Consider the following 15,853-nt stretch of genomic DNA (forward strand, 5'->3'; position numbering starts at 1 on the left):
CCCCTCAGTAATCCCACCTCGCTTCCACCTGGAAGGTCCGTCCCGGATACGGATGGAAGTTCCAGTAGCGGTAGTTGTTAAGGTTGTCGACGCCGGCGGCCAGCGTCCACTGGCGGTCGATCTTCCACTGGGCCCGCGTATCGACGGTGAAGTACTTGCTCGCCGCCATGTAGGCGAAGCCGTTGACGTCGCTGTTGTCCAGGGTGCTGAACTGCTTGCCGCTGTAGCGCGCCCCCAGGCTCAGGCTCAGATCATCCCGCGCCTGCCATTGCGCCAGCAGCGTCGCCCGCCAGCGCGGCACGCGCGGCTGCCATTTGCCGATCGTGTCGCCGGGCACCGCCGCGTAGCCGCTGTTGGCCAGGATGATCGAGTCCGCGAACGTGAGACTGCCTGTCAGCGTGAGCCGCTGGGGCAGCGTCGCCGTGCCGCTGAATTCCACCCCGCGCGTGCGCACGTGATCGATGTTCTGCACCGTGCTGGTCGAGGTGATCACGCCCGGATTGATTTGCGAATAGAGCGCATCCCGGCTGTCCTCGTGGAACAGCGTGATCCTCAGGCTGTCGCGTCCTCGGCCTGTCCATTCGGCGCTGAGCTCGCTGGTCCAACTGCGCTCGGGCTTCAGCAGCGGATTGCTGTTGATGAAGTTGCCAGCCGGGTCGAAGCCGCCCTGGAACAGCTCGCTCACCGTGGGAAAGCGCACCGCGCGTCCGGTGCTGGCCTTCAGCACCCAGTGCTCGGAGAGGCCGTAGGACAGCGCCGCCTTCGGCGACCACGCGGTGCGGGCGCGATCCTCGTGCCGATGCGGCGTGGCATCGGCAGCGGCCTGCGTGAGACCATCGAAGGCCTGCCAGCGCTCGCCGCGCAGGCCCAGCACCGCGGTCCAGTCCGGCGCGAAGCTCCACGCGTCCTGCGCGAAGACGGCCCCCACGCGCGTGTCGCCTTCGAAGCGCGAGGTCTGCGCGCCCGCCGCCCCCCAGCGCCAGTCGCTGAGCGCGGACACCCGTGTGCGCAGCTGGTAGCGCTCCTGCGAGAGGCCAGCGTCGATCGCGTGATCGCTGCCCGCCGGCGTCCAGGTCAGCTTGGCGGACAGCGTGTTCCACCCGGTGCCGGCCTGGTCGGTGAGGCGGCCACCGTCGCTGGCCTTCTGCGTCGGCGCATAGGCGCGCGAGCGATCGGCGAGGTAGTCGTAGACGCTGCCCGACAGCTCCCAGCCGAGCCCGTCGCTGACGCGCCGCTTCAGCGACAACGCATGCATGCGGTGTTCGAGCTCATCCCGTGTCTGCGGGAAGTCGCTCGCGGCCAGCGTGTAGCTCTGGCCGTCGATGTTGACCGGCTGCGTGAGGCCGCCACCGTAGCGGTGGTCGACCGGCTGGCCGCTGGCGTCAATCAGGAAGCTTCGCGAGTGGCCATCCGAGCGGTTGCTCCACAGCCCGAAGACATAGAGCGCCCGCAGGCCCGGCGCCAGCTCGTAGGCCAGCTTCAGCTTCGCCTGATCCTGGACGGTGTCGTACTGCGTGCCGCTGCCGAGCAGCAGCCACGGCTGATTGGTGCGGTTCAGCCCTGGCACTGCGCCTGTCACCGTTGGGGCGGCCGGATTGGCGGCCGCGCTGCTCACGGGCCGGTTCGCGAAAGTCTGCGGCTGGCCCTCGCTGTCGGTGCGACCGGCGTGCAGCCACCACGCAAACGCGCCCTCGGCGCTGCCGATCGAGGCACTGGCCTGCTTCGCGTCGTAGCTCCGCCGCGCGCCGTACAGGCCGTCCGGCTGATGGCTGTAGCCGAGCCGCGCGTTCGCCTCGAAGCGCGTGGGCATGCGGGTCTGGTAGTCGACCACCGCGCCCACCGCGTTGCCCGGATACGCCGCCGAGAACGGCCCGTACATCACGTCGACGCGGCTGATTTCCTCGGGCGACACCAACCCCCAGCGCGGCGCGAAGGTGGCGCCATTGCCGAGCAGGTTGGACAGCAGGATGCCGTCCGCATAGACCAGCGATCGCGCGCTGTTGCCCGTGCCGGAGGCGCGCGTGGACAGCACCGCGTGGTTGTAGTCGCCGATGTAGCGCTTGCGCACCAGCAGGCTGGGCAGGTACTTGAGCGCATCCTCGGCATCGGTGGCGTTGATGTCGCGGGCGATGTCCTCGCCCGAAACGCCCTCCATCGTCGTGGGGATGCGGCTGGGGAGGGAGGTCGGCGCGGCGCCGTCGACCCGGACGACGCCGAGGGACGCGGCACGCAGCCCGGTGTCGTCGACTCGGTCGGTGCTGGGGGACGCGGTGCGACGCGCAGTGTCGTCTGCCGCGGCGGTGGCGGCGCAGGCGCCCGCAAGCAGGGCAAGCACGCCGACTTGCAGGCGGCGCGCACGGAAATGTCTTTGCATGAAGGGACTCCAACGGAATGAAGGAGCACCGGAAAAGCCGTTGCCTGCAGAGCCCACGGTCGGGCTCTCCCAACCCCTCTTTTCACCCTCTCCCGCAGGGCGGGAGAGGGAGGGGTGAGCGTGGGAGCTCCCGCCCGATGCGGTGCCCCTTGCTGCAGAACCTCACCGATGCAGCGGCCTCAAACCACCGAAGGCGGCGCCCTCGCCGGCGCCCTCCGCCACACATGCGCAGTGATCGCCGCGCTGAAGAACCGCTCCGGCAAACCCTCACGCAACTCAACCCGCAGCGCCAACACACCCGGTACCGGCGGCAGCGGCAACGCATCCTGATGCAAATGACAGAACGCACAGTGCTGGAACAGCACGTGATCCTGATCCTCCACACCACCGCCCGCCAAACCCTCACGCAACTCGGCAGCCCGCGGACCCACCACGCTGGATCGGCAAATCTGCGTCCATGGCGCCAACTCTCCGCTCAACGCCTGCGCCGCCATCGAGGCTGCGGGCAATACCGCCGCCAACCAGAAGACCAGGACGGCCATCCAGCGGGTGGAAGCGGAGGGAAATCGCAGACGCATGACGCGGCGGATTCTAGGACCGAGCGCGCGTGCATGGCGGGGGCCGGCGGCGAAGCCGAGCGAACGCGCCAACTCGCTCTGCTCACCTTCGGCTCGCGTCGCTCACACAGACGGCGCTCCAGTCAGATGGAACGCTCGGCTTCGCCGCCGGCCCCCGCCATGCACGCCTCAGACACCGCGGCGTACGGTGAGGGGCCTGGGAGGCGGCGGTCAGCGCTTCTGGAGCAGGTCCAGCAAGGTGCGGGCAACCACCTTCGTCGCACGACGAAGATCCGACAACTCGACCCGCTCGTCCGCACGCTTGGCATGCGACTCCAGCACCGTGCGTGGACCCGCACCATAGATCGCCGCAGGAACGCCGTGCTCACCATACAGACGGACATCGGTGTACAGCGGCGTGCCAGAGGTGGGAATCGGCTCGCCGAAGATCAACTCGCCATGACGCTGCAAGGCCTCGACCAGCGGACGGTTGGACGGCAACGGCTTCAGCGAGCGCGCCAGCAGCAGGCGCTTCACGTCCACCTCGATGCCGGGGTACGACGCCGCCGCCGTCGCGATCGTCTCGCGGATCTCGGCCTCGACCACCACCGGGTCCTCCTCCGGAATCATCCGGCGGTCCAGCTTCAAGGTCACCTTGCCCGGCACGACATTCGTGTTGGTGCCACCCTCGACGCGGCCAACATTCAGATAGGGATGCTTGATGCCCTCGACCTGCGACGTGATGCGCCGGTACTCGGCATTGCGCGCATACAGCGCATTGAGGATCACGACCGCGCCCTGCAACGCATCGATGCCGGTGTCCGGAATCGCGGCATGCGCCATCCTGCCGTGCACCGTCACTTCCATCTGCAGGCAGCCGTTGTGCGCGGTCACCACCTGGTAGCTGAAGCCAGCGGCCAGCAGGTAGTCCGGCTTCGTCAGCCCCTGCCGGAGCAACCAGCCCGGACCCAGTTCGCCGCCGAATTCCTCGTCGTAGGTGAAGTGCAGTTCGACGCCGCCCTGCAGCGGCGCGCCCAGCGCCTCCAGCGCCCGCAGCGCGAAGGTGTAAGTCGCGAAGTCGCTCTTGCTGACCGCCGACGCGCGCCCGTACAGCCGGCCGTCAACGACCTCGGCGCCGTACGGGTCGTGTGTCCAGCCCTCTCCGGGCGGCACGACGTCCCCATGCGCGTTCAGCGCGATCACCGGTCCCCCGTCCGCGAAGCGGCGTCGCACGATGAGGTTGGTCAGCGATTCCAGGCCGTACTCACGGACCTGCGCCTGCGGCACGGGATGCTGCTCGGCGACATAGCCCATCTCGGCCAGCAGCTCGGCCGTGCGCTCCGCATGTGGCGCGTTGTTGCCCGGCGGCGTGTCGGTAGGCACGCGCACCAGCGCTTGCAGGAAGCGCACTTCGTCGTCGAAGTGGGCGTCGATCCACGCGTCGAGCGCGTCATGCAGGGAGGGCGGGGAAGCGGTCATGGGGAGGCAATCCTGAAGCGCGGAGCGATGACGGAAGGTGATGCGGCCTGGACGGTGTGGCGGCGGACGATCGGACGGGGCGAGCTGGCGCGGCGACCTGACGGGATTCAGAGGTCGTCGAGCAGCGCCTGGAAAGCGCGCACGCAGAGCTCGGTGTCGTCGTTGCTGATCGCCTCCAGCGGGTTGTGGCTGATACCCAGGTTCAGGCCGCGCTGGAACAGCATGGCCTGCGGCATCGCCTGGTGGAGCTTCATCGCGTCGTGGCCCGCGCCCGACGGCATCCGGTGGACCGGCAGGCCGAGGGCGTTCACGGCCCGCTCCCAGCGCGACTGCCAATGCGCGTCGCTCGGGGCGGCGGCGGCGGCTTCGGTGCGTTCGAGCGTGAAGCTCAGGCCGCGCCGCTCGCAGATCTGCGCCAGGCGCGCACGCACGTCGGCATCGAGCGCATCGCGCGCGGCGTCGGTGGTGGCTCGCAGGTCGAGGCTGAATCGGCAGCGGCCGGGGATGACGTTGATCGAGCCATTCGGCACCTGCAGCTGGCCGACGGTGCCGACGACCTCGGGCACCGCGCCGGCGCGATCCTCGACATACAGGATGAGCTCCGCGACCGCCGCGGCGGCATCGCGGCGCCGGTCCATCGGCGTGGTGCCGGCGTGCGAGGCCAGGCCGCGCACCTCGCCGACGTAGCGGATGCTGCCGTTGATCGAGGTGACGATGCCCAGCGGCAGGTCGAGCTCGTTGAGCACCGGGCCCTGCTCGATGTGGACCTCGACGAAACCGAGGTAGCGTGCCGGATCGCGCCGCAGCGCCTCGATGGCGTCCATCGTCGCGGGCAGGCCGGCGTCGCGCATGAGGTCGCGCAGCACGACGCCATCGGCGTCGGCCTGGTCCAGCCAGGCCGGATCGAAGCGGCCGACCAGCGCGCTGGAGCCGAGGAAGGTCGCCTTGTAGCGCTGCCCTTCCTCCTCCGAGAACCCGACCACCTCGATGCCATGCTTGAGCCGACGGCCCGCGCGATGCAGCTCGCGAACGCAGGCCATGGGCACGAGGATGCCAAGCCGGCCGTCGTACTTGCCGCCGTTGCGCACCGTGTCGTAATGGCTGCCGGTGAGCAGGCGCGGCGCCTCGCCGGGCTGCCCGTGGTCCTCGCCGTGGTAGACACCGACGACATTGCCGACGGCATCGATGCCGACCTCGTCGAAGCCGCACTCGCGCATCCAGTCGGCGAGCTGCGCCGCGACCGCCCGGTGGGCCGGCGTCAGGTAGAGCACCGTGAGCTGGCCGTTCTCGGCGAAGCCTGGATCGGAGAAACGCGCCAGCGATTCCGCCCAGTCCCAGACCTGGTTGCCGAGCTGGGGCTCGACGCCGAACTTGTCGTTGAGCCGGATCTCCGCGATGCGGTGGATGTTGCGCAGGCACTCGGCGCGCTCGATGTCCGGATGCGCGTTCAGGCGCCGCGCGAAGGTGTCGATGATCTGCTGGCGCGACAGGCCGTCGCCGCGCGGGCCGCGCACCGCCAGGATGAAGGGCCAGCCGAAGCGCGCGTTGTAATCGGCGTTCAGCTGCTGCAGGCGCGCGAACTCCTCGGGCGTGCAGGCGGTGAGGCCGGCGGTGCGCTGCTCGTGGGTGGACTCGGCGGTCAGCGACTTCGCGATCATCGCCTTGCCGGCGAGTTCCGGGTGCGCGCGGATGAGGCCGAGCTGCTCGTCGAGCGCGGCCTCGCGAACCACGGTGGCCAGCGCATGCTTGAGCGCGGCGAGGCTCGCGAAGCCTTCGGCGGGCCGCGCGGCGAAGGCCCGTCGCGCGATCCAGGGCGAATGCTCGTAGACGCCGTCCAGCAGCGCGACGAAGGCGTCCTCGCCCGCCGCGTTCAGCGCGGGCAGGGACAGGACGGGAGAGGGCGGAACGGCGGTGGGGCTCATCGGCGGCTCGGAAGACTCGAAGGATCCGGGGCCTCAGCCCCAGACGAAGGCCTGGTCCGCATCGAATGGATGCGTCGCGCGCCAGTGGCGGGCGATGTCGACGCGGCGGGCGATCCAGACGCGGTCATGCTTCTCGACGTGATCGAGGAAACGCTGCAGCGCGCGCATGCGGCCGGGCCGGCCGAGCAGCCGGCAATGCATGCCGATGCTCATCATCTTCGGCGCCTCGGCGCCCTCGGCGTAGAGCACGTCGAAGCTGTCGCGCAGGTACTCGAAGAACTCGTCGCCGTGGCTGAAGCCCTGCGGCAGCGCGAAGCGCATGTCGTTGCAGTCCAGCGTGTAGGGCACGACCAGCTGCGGCGCCAGCGTGCCATCGGTCTTGCGGACGTTGAGCCAGAAGGGCAGGTCGTCGCCGTAGTAGTCGCTGTCGTACTCGAAGCCGCCGAAGTCGGCGACCAGGCGCCGCGTGTGCGGGCTGTCGCGTCCGGTGTACCAGCCCGATGGCCGCTCGCCGGTCAGGCGCTGGATGATGTCCATGCCGATGTCCATGTGCTGGCGCTCGGTGGCCTCGTCGACCTGCTGGTAATGGATCCAGCGCCAGCCGTGGCAGGCGATCTCGTGATTCAACTCGACGAGGGCCCGCGTCAGTTCCGGATGCCGCTCCAGCGCCATCGACACGCCGAAGACGGTCAGCGGCATCGCGCGTTTCTCGAATTCGCGCAGCAGCCGCCAGACGCCGGCGCGCGAGCCGTATTCGTAGATGCCCTCCATGCTCAGGTGGCGCGCCGCGAAGGCGGGCGGATTGAACATCTCGGACAGGAACTGCTCGCTGCCGGCGTCGCCGTGCAGCACCGAGTTCTCGCCGCCTTCCTCGTAGTTGAGGACGAACTGCACCGCGATGCGCGCCTGGCCGGGCCATTGCGCATGCGGCGGGTGTTCGCCGTAGCCGACGAGGTCGCGGGGATAACCAGGGGAGACGACGGGCTTCATGGGCGGGGCGGGGTCAGGGTTGGAGGACCGACTTCAGGTCCTGCACGCGAGGATCGAGCCGCAGGTTGGCCTCGACGTTGCCGAGATGCGCCTCGAGCAGCTTCAGCGCCGCGCGCTTGTCGCGGGCCTCGAGCGCGTCGACGATGGCCTCGTGCTCGGACTGGGATTCGGCGGCGGAATGGGAGCTCTGGTACATCAGCGCGATCAGCGAGCTGCGCGAGAGCAGGTCGGTCAGCAACTGCGCGAGCACCTCGTTGCCTTGCATGCGGGCCAGCACGACATGAAAGTCCGCCAGCAGCCGCGTGCGACCCGGCACGTCGGTGCGGCCGATGGCGTCGCGTTCCTGCTTCAGGTGGGCGCGCAGCTGCTTGATCTGCGCCGGGGTGATGCGCTGGCAGAGGTGGGTCAGCATCGCCGCCTCCAGCATCTTGCGCACCTCGAAGACCTGGCGCGCCTCCTCGACGCTGGGCTGCGCGACGAAGGCGCCGCGGGCCGGCTCCAGCTTCACCAGCCGGTCGCGGCTGAGTTGGTTCAGCGCCTGGCGCACCAGCGTGCGCGAGCAGTCGAAGATGTCCGCCAGCTGCTGCTCGACCAGCTTGGTGCCCGGCATCAGGCGGCGCTCGACGATGGCCTGCGTGATGGCGGCGGTGATGCGCTCGGTGACGGAAGCGCTGGCGTCGAGGTCGCGGGCGTTCATGATGGGGTGGGCGGTGTGTCCCAGAGTGTATACACTTTGCGCTTTCATTCCTCCCATTCATCGAAGGCGCCGATGGGCAAGCTCACCACACACGTCCTGGACACGATGCACGGCCGGCCGGCGGCCGGCATGGCGGTGCGGCTGTACCGGCTGGAGGCGGGCGGGCCGCAACTGCTGCAGGCGCTGACGCTCAATGCCGACGGCCGCGCGGACGCGCCGCTGCTGGCGGACGAGGCGCTGCGCGCGGGCCGCTACCGCCTGGTGTTCGAAGTTGCCGCCTATTTCCGCGGCCAGCGCGTCGAGTTGCCCGAGCCCGCATTCCTCGACGAGGTCCCGCTGGACTTCGGCATCGCCGATCCGGCGGCGCACTACCACGTGCCGTTGCTGACCACCCCTTGGTCGTACTCCACCTACCGGGGCAGTTGAGGCGACCGATGCGGCCCTGGCAGACCCTGGCCCTGAAGCTCGCGCGCGAGCCGGCGGTGCTGGTGCGCGTCGAGACGCTGCAGGGCAGCGGGCCGCGGGAGGTCGGGGCCTGGATGGCGGTGACCGCGTCGGAGGTGGTGAACACGATCGGCGGCGGTCAACTGGAATTCGATGCGATCGCCAAGGCGCGCGCCGCGCTTGCGGCGGGCCGGGTGATGGAGGCGCGCCAGCGCTTCGCGCTCGGGCCGTCGCTGGGCCAGTGCTGCGGCGGCGTCGTGTGGCTGGGCTTCGAGTGGCTGGACGCCCGGTCGATCGCGGGCCTTGCCGAGCGCCTGGGCGACCAGAGCGGCTGGCGGCCGATCGCGCTGTTCGGTGGCGGCCACGTGGGCCGCGCGATCGTGGACCTGCTGGCCCGGCTGCCGGTGCGGGTCCACTGGATCGACAGCCGCGAGGGCGTCTTCCCCGAGACGCTGCCCGACAACGTCCGCGCCGAGCAGTCCGAGCCGGTGCAGGGCGCGGTGCCGACGCTGGCGGCCGGCTCGCAGGTGTTGATCATGAGCTTCAGCCACGCGGAGGACCTGGACATCGTGGCCGCGTGCCTGAAGCGCCAGCGCGAGGCCTGCGACCTGCCCTCCATCGGTCTGATCGGCAGCAGGAGCAAGTGGGCGACCTTCCGGCACCGGCTGGAGGCACGGGGCTTCAGCCCGGCCGAACTCGCCCACGTGACCTGCCCGATCGGCATTCCGGGCATTGTGGGCAAGCAGCCGGAAATCGTGGCGCTCTCGGTCGTCGCCCAGGCGATGCAGACGCCCACCGAACCCCGCTGAGCCGCGCTGAGCTCTCCCTCCGCCCGACTCCCTCTCCCTCCTGGCGCAGGCCCGCCATCTACTCCCTCTCCCGCTTGCGGGAGAGGGCAGGGGTGAGGGCCAGCGGCCTCCTTAGCGCACCAAACTGTATACACTCTCCTCCTCAACGTCGCCGCGGCGCCCAGTTTTTCTCAGCGCGACGCTTGCCGGTTCACAGCGCCCGCAGTGGTGGTCCGGAACTTGCTCAACGTTCGTTGATGGACAGCTACCTGCTTGACTGGGCCAATCTTCTGCTGCGCTGGCTGCACGTGATCGTGGCCATCGCCTGGATCGGCGCCTCGTTCTATTTCGTCTGGCTGGACAACCACCTGCTCAAGCCGCAGGCCGAGGACCTGAAGGCCAAGGGCGTGGACGGCGAGCTCTGGGCGGTGCACGGCGGTGGCTTCTACAACCCGCAGAAGTACATGGTGGCACCCGCCAACCTGCCGCGGGAGCTGCACTGGTTCTACTGGGAAAGCTACTGGACCTGGATGAGCGGCTTCGCGCTGTTCGCGCTGCTCTACCTGTTCAACGCCGACACCTACCTGATCGACAAGCGCGTCCATGACTGGAGCGCCGGCGCGGCGGTGGCCGCGGCGCTGGGCTTCCTGGCCGGCGGCTGGATCGTCTACGACCAGATCTGCCGGCGCTTCGGTCGCAAGGCCGACGGTTCGATCGGCAACGACGGCGTGGTGCTCGGGCTGGTCGCCGTGGCCATCGTCGCTGCGGCCTGGGGCGCGAGCCAGCTCTTCGCCGGGCGTGCGGCCTTCCTGATCACCGGCGCGATGATCGCCACGATGATGAGCGCGAACGTCTTCTTCTGGATCATTCCCGGCCAGAAGCAGGTGATCGCCGACATGCGGGCCGGTCGGCCGGTGGACCCGGTCCACGGCCAGCGCGGCAAGCAACGCAGCGTGCACAACACCTACTTCACGCTGCCGGTGCTGATCGCGATGCTGTCCAACCACTACGGCATGCTCTACAGCCATCCGCAGAACTGGCTGGTGCTGGTGCTGCTGATGCTGGTGGGCGCGCTGGTGCGGACCTGGTTCGTGAAGCGCCACAAGGGCGTCGATGCCTGGCCGCTGCTGGTGGCCGTGGCCATGCTGCTGGCGGGACTGATCGCGTGGCTCGCACCGCAACCGGCGATGGTGCCCGTGACCGCGGCCCCCGCGCTGAGCGCCCCGGCCACGCCCGGCGCCGCCTCGACGGGGGCAACCGCGACGGCGGCCGACGGCAAGGTTTCCTTCGAGACGGTGAAGGCCATCGTCGCCGCCCGCTGCCTGGCCTGCCACAACGCGGCGCTGGCGCCCAAGCGCATCCAGTTCCACGAGCCGCAGCTGATCGAGCAGCACGCGGCCGAGATCTACCAGCAGGTGGTCGTGCAGAAGAGCATGCCGCTCAACAACGCGACCGGTATCACCGACGAGGAGCGGGCGACGCTCGGACGCTGGTTCAAGGAGCGCTGACGTCGTCGCGCGCCCCTGGTCGGAGCCGCTCGCTCAGACCAGATCGCCCATGACCTCGATCGGAATGATCGCGCCCGGATGCTGGATCACCCGCGCCGCGACGCGATTGCCGAAGACCGCCGCGCTCACCGCATCCGCGCCGGCCAGGCGCCGCGCCAGGTAGCCGCCCGCGAAGGCATCGCCCGCGGCGGTCGTGTCGACGACGCGCGCCACTTCCTCTGTCGGCGCCTCGGCCCAGTGCCTGGGCGCCTGCGCGCTGTGCACCAGCGTGGGCGATGCACCGCGCTTGATCAGCACCTCCGGCGTCGGCAGCGACTGTGCCTGCGCGATCGCAGCCTCCAAAGAGTCGAGGCCCGTCAGCGCCTGATGGTCGTCCGCGGTCACCAGCGCGATCGTGGCCAGCGAGAACGCGCGCTCGAAGGTGTCGCGTGCCGCGGCGCGGTCGGGCCACAGTCGCGGGCGGAAGTTGTTGTCGAACACCACCTGCGCGCCGCGTGCGCGCAGGCGCTCCATCAGCGCGAAGAGCCGCTCCCGCCCCGCGGGCGGCAGGACGGCCAGCGTGATGCCGCTGAGGTAGAGCGCGTCGAAGTCTTCGGCATGGTGCTCGAGCGGGCTGACGGCTTCATCGAAATAGGCCTTCGCCGCGGCGGTGTCGCGCCAGTAGTGGAAGCTGCGCTCGCCGGCGGGATCGACCTCGATCAGGTACAGCCCGGGCATGCGTCCGGGGATCCGCCGCACCAGCCGGGTGTCGATGCCCTGGTCGCGCCAGCGCTCCAGCAGGCCGGTGCTCAGGCCGTCGTCGCCGAGGGCGGTCGCATAGGCCACCTGCACGCCGGCCGCATCGCCGCAGCGCTTGAGGTACACGGCGGTGTTGAAGGTGTCGCCGCCGTAGCCCTGGGTCATGGGCCCGAAGGCCTGGCCCTTGAGTTCCAGCATGCATTCGCCGATCACGGCGACGCGTCGAGTCATCGGAGATCTCCCATCCATGGCTGATTCGCTCAGCGCAGCCAACGCTGAAGTTCCGGCATTGCGACGGGCAACTGCCCGGCGACCATCGCCGAGAACACCTGCGCGCCCTTGGCGCCCAGGTGGGTGCGATCGAACACCGGATTGGCCGCGCCGGCGGCGCGTTCGGGCGAGGAGGCGCCCTGCGCGGGCGCATCGATCGGCTTGGGCGCCATCGCGAGCGTGTCGGCCTCCGCTTCACCCATCGCCTGCACCGCGGCATGGCTGATCGCGTTCAGGTCGATCACCGGCACGCGGTGCTCGGTGGCGACGCGGATCATCGCCTCGGCCCAGGGACGCAGCGCGTTGTCGAGCCGCCCCTGTGCGTCGAAGCTGCGTCGCGTCAGCGGCGTCAGCATCACCAGGCGCGCGCCGGTCGGCGCGACGTCGTCGATGTAGCGGGCGAGATTGGCGGGGAACTCGGTCTGGAGGTCGGTCGAGCGGCCCGGCTTGCCGGGCTGGTCGTTGTGGCCGAACTGCATCAGCACCACATCGGTCTGCCCTGCCGGCCGGGCGCGCAGCAGCGCCATCACCTGGTCCCACAGGCCTTCGGCACGGAAGCTCTTCGTGCTGCGGCCGCCCTTGGCGAGGTTGAGGCAGCTCACCTCGGGCTGGAAGCGCGCGCACAGCGCATCGCCGTAGCCGCTCTTCGTGGCCATCGTCGAATCGCCGACAAGGATCACGCGCAGCGACGACGGCGGCGATGGCAATGGCGCCGGTGCTTGCGCTTGCGCCTGTGCGACGCCAGCCACGACGCTGAGCGCAGCGAGCCATGCCTTCTTCATGATTCCTCCAAGGGTGTGCGACCGGAATGGGGCATGGGGGTCCCGGAGGGAGCCCCCATGCCCCGTGGAGAGTCGGCGCTTGGCCAGCGCCGGTGGGCGGTCGTTGTTGTACTCCGAAACCTCCCTCGACTGCGCGACTTCAGAGCGTGGGCCCGGCCAGGGCAGGGGGCGTCCCGTCCGGGAACCCCCAGCCCTTCCCGGACCCCATGACCAGCGTGCACTTCGTGGAAGGGCTCGCTGGCTGCGGGGAGGGCGGAGGTGGCTCAGAACTTGTAGCTGGCGCCCAGCAGGAACTCGCGGCCGGTGACGTGATAGACCACCGGGCTGTTGCGGGCCCGCGAGATGAACTGGTCGTTCGCCTCGTTGGTCAGGTTGACGCCCTCCAGCGTGACCGTGAGCCGGTCGTTGATCTTGTAGGAGATCGACGCGTCCACGTTGAGTGTGGCGTTCTTCCCTTCGACGTCGTTGTTGTTCTGCCCCGGCACCCGCGTCAGGAAGGACGAGCGCTTGGAGGCCGAGACCCGGGCGCTGAAGGTGTCGTCGTCGTAGTACAGCGTGGCGTTCCACGACTTCGGCGACATGTTGAGCAGGTCGTCGGTGATGGTGGCGTTGCTGGTCGGCGAGACCAGGTAGGTGATCTTCGACTTCACGTAGGTGTAGTTGAGGACCGTGCCGAAATTGCGCCCCCACGACGGCAGGAAGGTGAACGGCTGCTGGTAGTTCAGCTCGATGCCGCGCAGCTTGCCCCCCGGGGTGTTGATCGGCGTGGTGAGCTGGAAGACCTCCTCGCCGGTGAAGTTGGAGGGCAGCAGCGAGAGCGGCAGGCCGGTCTGGTTGTACGGCGCGTTGGTGCGCAGGCTCTGGATGTAGGTGTCGATGTTCTTCTGGAACACGCCCACGCCGATGAAGGCATTGCGGCCGAAGTACCACTCCAGGCTGCCGTCGAAGGTCTTGGCGCGGAAGGGCTTCAGATACGGATTGCCGGTGGTGATCGACAAGGTGCCCGTGGTGCTGATGGTGCCGCCCGGGTTGAGGTTGCCCAGCTGCGGACGCGCCATGACCTTGGCCGCGGCGAAGCGCGCGATGAGGTCCTTGGTGAGGTTGGCCGAGACGTTCAGCGCCGGCAGCCAGTCCTTGTACTTCTGGCCGATGACGACCTCGGTGCCGCCGCCGGTGGCCAGGTAGCCGGTGGCCTCCTGCTCGGTGACGACGTAGCGCACGCCGACGTTGCCCTGCATCCGCAGGCCCAGCACGCGGCCTTCGAAGTCCGCCTGCACGAAGCCGCCGCGGTCGCGCTCGACCACCGCGCGGTTGTTGCCGCGCGCATTGCCGTTGGTGATGGAGGACAGGGTGAAGTCGCCCGGTCCGCCCGCAGGCCCGCTCTTGAGGCAGTTGCAGTAGATGTCGTAGGCGGCGGCGATGGCGTTGAGGTCGGGAATGACCCAGGACGTGGGCGTGCCCGCCGGCAGGCTCAGCCCGCGACCGAAGTTGGTCAGCATCGTCGTCAGCACGCCCGATCCGGCCGCCGGCGAGAAGATGGTGTCGTTCTGGTTGATGCGGCGGAATTCGTAGGTGTCGAAGCTGTACTTCTTGTAGTCGTAGCCCGCCTTGAGGGTCAGCGTGTCGGGCAGGACCTCCCACGCCAGATCCAGGTGGGCGATGTCGTTGCGGTTGTTGGCGCCCTGCGGCCGGATGCGGACCTCGCTGGTGGTCGTGTTGGCGACCGTGGTGGGCTGCGTGCCGGTGGTGACCTGCGGGACGCCGACGATCTGCAGCGCGCCGTTCGGCGCCGTCGGGTCGAAGGGGTACTTGATGACCGGCAGGCGGTCGTCGTTGCGGAAGTCCAGCGTGTAGCCGTTGACGTTGAGCGCATCCAGCGTGACCGTGGTCTGCACCGGGTTGCGGAACTTGGAGTCCGCGCGGCCCACCTTGGCATTGAGCTTGAGATGGTCGGTAAGCTCCTGCTCCAGCGTCAGGCTGGGCTGGCGGAAGGTGGTGGTGAGCTCGTCGTAGCGCGACTCGGCGCGGATGTCGACGCCGTTGAAGACGCCGTACTGGAGCGCGCCGTTGGGCGCGTACTGCGCCTCGACGACGCTGGTCTGCGGCTTGCCGCCCTGGCTCGCGGTGCGGCTGAAGGAGATCGCCTCGAGGAAGTCCTCGCGCCGCGTCGCATCCAGCTTCGAATACAGCATGTCGAAGGTGAGCAGCGTGCGATCGGTCGGCTTGAACTGCACCGAGCCGGTCAGGCCCAGCCGGTCCTGGTCGTGGGTGAGTCGGCCGTAGCGCGGCAGGCGCGGGTGGAAGTTGTCGGCGCTGCTGGCCAGGCTGTAGGCCGAACTCGCGCCGGCGGACGCGGGCAGGCGCGGTACGCCCTGCGCGGCGGGGCCGCAGTTGGCCGCGGTGGTGGCGGGATTCGCGGGCGTCGTGCCCTGCGGCGAGCACCAGCCGCCCGAGGACGGCCCGTTGTCCCAGCGCACCGTGGAGAAGCCTTCCTCGAAGAGGCGGCGCTTCGAGTACGCGCCGGACACCAGCACGCCCAGCCGCTTGTCGAGGAAGACGTCGCTGATCAGGAAGGCGGCGCGCGGATCGGTCTCGCGCGCCAGGTCGTTGTAGCGTGCCTTCACCGAGGCGGTGATCACGCGCTTGTTGAAGTCGAAGGGCCGCGCCGCCTGCAGGTCCACCGTCGCGCCGAGCGAGCCTTCGTCCACTTCCGCCGAGCTGCTCTTGCGCACGGTGATGGTGTTGAAGAGCTCGGAGGCGAAGACGTTGAAGTCGAAGCCGCGCGAGCGGTTGGCGCCGCCGGAGCTGTCGGTGCCGCCCGTGGTGGCGAGCGCCTCGATGCCGTTGATGCGCACCCGGGTGAAGTCGGCGCCCAGGCCGCGCACCGTGATGTTGCGGCCTTCGCCGGCGTCGCGGTCGATCACGACGCCGGGAACGCGCTGCAGCGATTCGGCCAGGTTGGTGTCGGGGAACTTGGCGATGTCCTCGGCCTTGATGACGTCGACGATGCCGCGGTCCTGGCGCTTGGCGTTCAGCGCGCTTTCCAGCGACGCCCGGATGCCGGTGACGACCACCGTCTCGAGCGCCTTGTCGCTGGCGGCGGCGGAGGCCGCCGGCGCGGCCGGTGCCGGGGCGGCCTGGTCCTGGCTCCAGGCGGGCAGCGTGAGCGTCGCCGTGCCCAGCAGGCAGGCGGCGAGGCGGGTCAGGCGGGGCGTGGGCGACGCGGCGCGATGCGCGCGGCGCTGACGATCGGACGAGGTCGTCCCGAGGCGAGTCCCATGACGGTGGGGCATGACGTTGTCTC

The 15,853-nt window shown here is 69.5% G+C and carries 12 protein-coding genes; 3 read left to right on the top strand and 9 right to left on the bottom strand.

Features of this window, described 5'->3' with window-relative positions; genetic code table 11:
- Positions 1–4: 4 nt before the first annotated feature.
- The 6 genes from BM393_RS03285 to BM393_RS03310 all read right to left on the bottom strand — a co-directional run bounded on the left by BM393_RS03285 (position 5) and on the right by BM393_RS03310 (position 8,019).
- Positions 5–2,374 (bottom strand): TonB-dependent receptor, encoded by a 2,370-nt coding sequence (locus BM393_RS03285; RefSeq protein ID WP_091721850.1) that lies wholly within the window; start codon positions 2,372–2,374, stop codon positions 5–7.
- A gap of 179 nt (positions 2,375–2,553) precedes the next feature.
- Positions 2,554–3,024 (bottom strand): DUF2946 domain-containing protein, encoded by a 471-nt coding sequence (locus tag BM393_RS03290; protein WP_175538174.1) that lies wholly within the window; start codon positions 3,022–3,024, stop codon positions 2,554–2,556.
- A 138-nt stretch (positions 3,025–3,162) separates the two neighbouring features.
- Positions 3,163–4,410 (bottom strand): M20/M25/M40 family metallo-hydrolase, encoded by a 1,248-nt coding sequence (locus tag BM393_RS03295; RefSeq protein ID WP_091721856.1) that lies wholly within the window; start codon positions 4,408–4,410, stop codon positions 3,163–3,165.
- A 107-nt stretch (positions 4,411–4,517) separates the two neighbouring features.
- Complete coding sequence (gene uraD / locus BM393_RS03300) at positions 4,518–6,332, bottom strand: 2-oxo-4-hydroxy-4-carboxy-5-ureidoimidazoline decarboxylase (RefSeq protein ID WP_091721859.1); 1,815 nt, start codon at positions 6,330–6,332, stop codon at positions 4,518–4,520.
- A 33-nt stretch (positions 6,333–6,365) separates the two neighbouring features.
- Positions 6,366–7,322 carry an allantoinase PuuE gene (gene puuE / locus BM393_RS03305; protein ID WP_091721864.1) on the bottom strand — a complete coding sequence of 319 codons (957 nt, stop codon included), beginning with the start codon at positions 7,320–7,322 and terminating at the stop codon, positions 6,366–6,368.
- A 13-nt stretch (positions 7,323–7,335) separates the two neighbouring features.
- Complete coding sequence (locus tag BM393_RS03310; RefSeq protein WP_091721867.1) at positions 7,336–8,019, bottom strand: GntR family transcriptional regulator; 684 nt, start codon at positions 8,017–8,019, stop codon at positions 7,336–7,338.
- Positions 8,020–8,091: 72 nt separating this feature from the next.
- Between BM393_RS03310 and uraH the strand changes: the two genes are divergently transcribed.
- The 3 genes from uraH (at position 8,092) to BM393_RS03325 (ending at position 10,759) form a co-directional block, all read left to right on the top strand.
- Positions 8,092–8,445, top strand: coding sequence for a hydroxyisourate hydrolase (uraH, locus tag BM393_RS03315; RefSeq protein ID WP_091721870.1), 354 nt, complete (start codon positions 8,092–8,094; stop codon positions 8,443–8,445).
- An 8-nt stretch (positions 8,446–8,453) separates the two neighbouring features.
- A complete protein-coding gene (gene xdhC / locus BM393_RS03320; protein ID WP_091721874.1) occupies positions 8,454–9,272 on the top strand; it encodes a xanthine dehydrogenase accessory protein XdhC in 819 nt (272 codons plus the stop codon).
- Positions 9,273–9,508: 236 nt separating this feature from the next.
- On the top strand, positions 9,509–10,759 hold the full coding sequence (locus tag BM393_RS03325) for a urate hydroxylase PuuD (protein ID WP_091721877.1): 1,251 nt from the start codon (positions 9,509–9,511) through the stop codon (positions 10,757–10,759).
- A 33-nt stretch (positions 10,760–10,792) separates the two neighbouring features.
- Here BM393_RS03325 and BM393_RS03330 read toward each other — a convergent pair whose 3' ends face one another.
- The 3 genes from BM393_RS03330 to BM393_RS03340 form a co-directional block, all read right to left on the bottom strand.
- Positions 10,793–11,728: a sugar kinase gene (locus BM393_RS03330; RefSeq protein WP_217648378.1), complete on the bottom strand. Its 936-nt coding sequence runs from the start codon at positions 11,726–11,728 to the stop codon at positions 10,793–10,795.
- 29 nt (positions 11,729–11,757) lie between these two features.
- Positions 11,758–12,549: a rhamnogalacturonan acetylesterase gene (locus BM393_RS03335; RefSeq protein WP_091721886.1), complete on the bottom strand. Its 792-nt coding sequence runs from the start codon at positions 12,547–12,549 to the stop codon at positions 11,758–11,760.
- A 263-nt stretch (positions 12,550–12,812) separates the two neighbouring features.
- Entirely contained in the window at positions 12,813–15,842 is a 3,030-nt protein-coding gene (locus tag BM393_RS03340; RefSeq protein WP_091721890.1) for a TonB-dependent receptor, read from the bottom strand.
- Positions 15,843–15,853: the final 11 nt, after the last annotated feature.

Source organism: Mitsuaria sp. PDC51 (assembly GCF_900113225.1).
In the GTDB taxonomy this organism is placed as follows: domain Bacteria; phylum Pseudomonadota; class Gammaproteobacteria; order Burkholderiales; family Burkholderiaceae_C; genus Roseateles.

Coding starts and splice junctions, on each gene's coding strand:
- BM393_RS03285 (WP_091721850.1), bottom strand. CDS start 2,374: ATGCAAAGACATTTCCGTGCGCGCCGCCTGCAAGTCGGCGTGCTTGCC.
- BM393_RS03295 (WP_091721856.1), bottom strand. CDS start 4,410: ATGACCGCTTCCCCGCCCTCCCTGCATGACGCGCTCGACGCGTGGATC.
- uraD (WP_091721859.1), bottom strand. CDS start 6,332: ATGAGCCCCACCGCCGTTCCGCCCTCTCCCGTCCTGTCCCTGCCCGCG.
- puuE (WP_091721864.1), bottom strand. CDS start 7,322: ATGAAGCCCGTCGTCTCCCCTGGTTATCCCCGCGACCTCGTCGGCTAC.
- BM393_RS03310 (WP_091721867.1), bottom strand. CDS start 8,019: ATGAACGCCCGCGACCTCGACGCCAGCGCTTCCGTCACCGAGCGCATC.
- uraH (WP_091721870.1), top strand. CDS start 8,092: ATGGGCAAGCTCACCACACACGTCCTGGACACGATGCACGGCCGGCCG.
- xdhC (WP_091721874.1), top strand. CDS start 8,454: ATGCGGCCCTGGCAGACCCTGGCCCTGAAGCTCGCGCGCGAGCCGGCG.
- BM393_RS03325 (WP_091721877.1), top strand. CDS start 9,509: ATGGACAGCTACCTGCTTGACTGGGCCAATCTTCTGCTGCGCTGGCTG.
- BM393_RS03330 (WP_217648378.1), bottom strand. CDS start 11,728: ATGACTCGACGCGTCGCCGTGATCGGCGAATGCATGCTGGAACTCAAG.
- BM393_RS03335 (WP_091721886.1), bottom strand. CDS start 12,549: ATGAAGAAGGCATGGCTCGCTGCGCTCAGCGTCGTGGCTGGCGTCGCA.
- BM393_RS03340 (WP_091721890.1), bottom strand. CDS start 15,842: ATGCCCCACCGTCATGGGACTCGCCTCGGGACGACCTCGTCCGATCGT.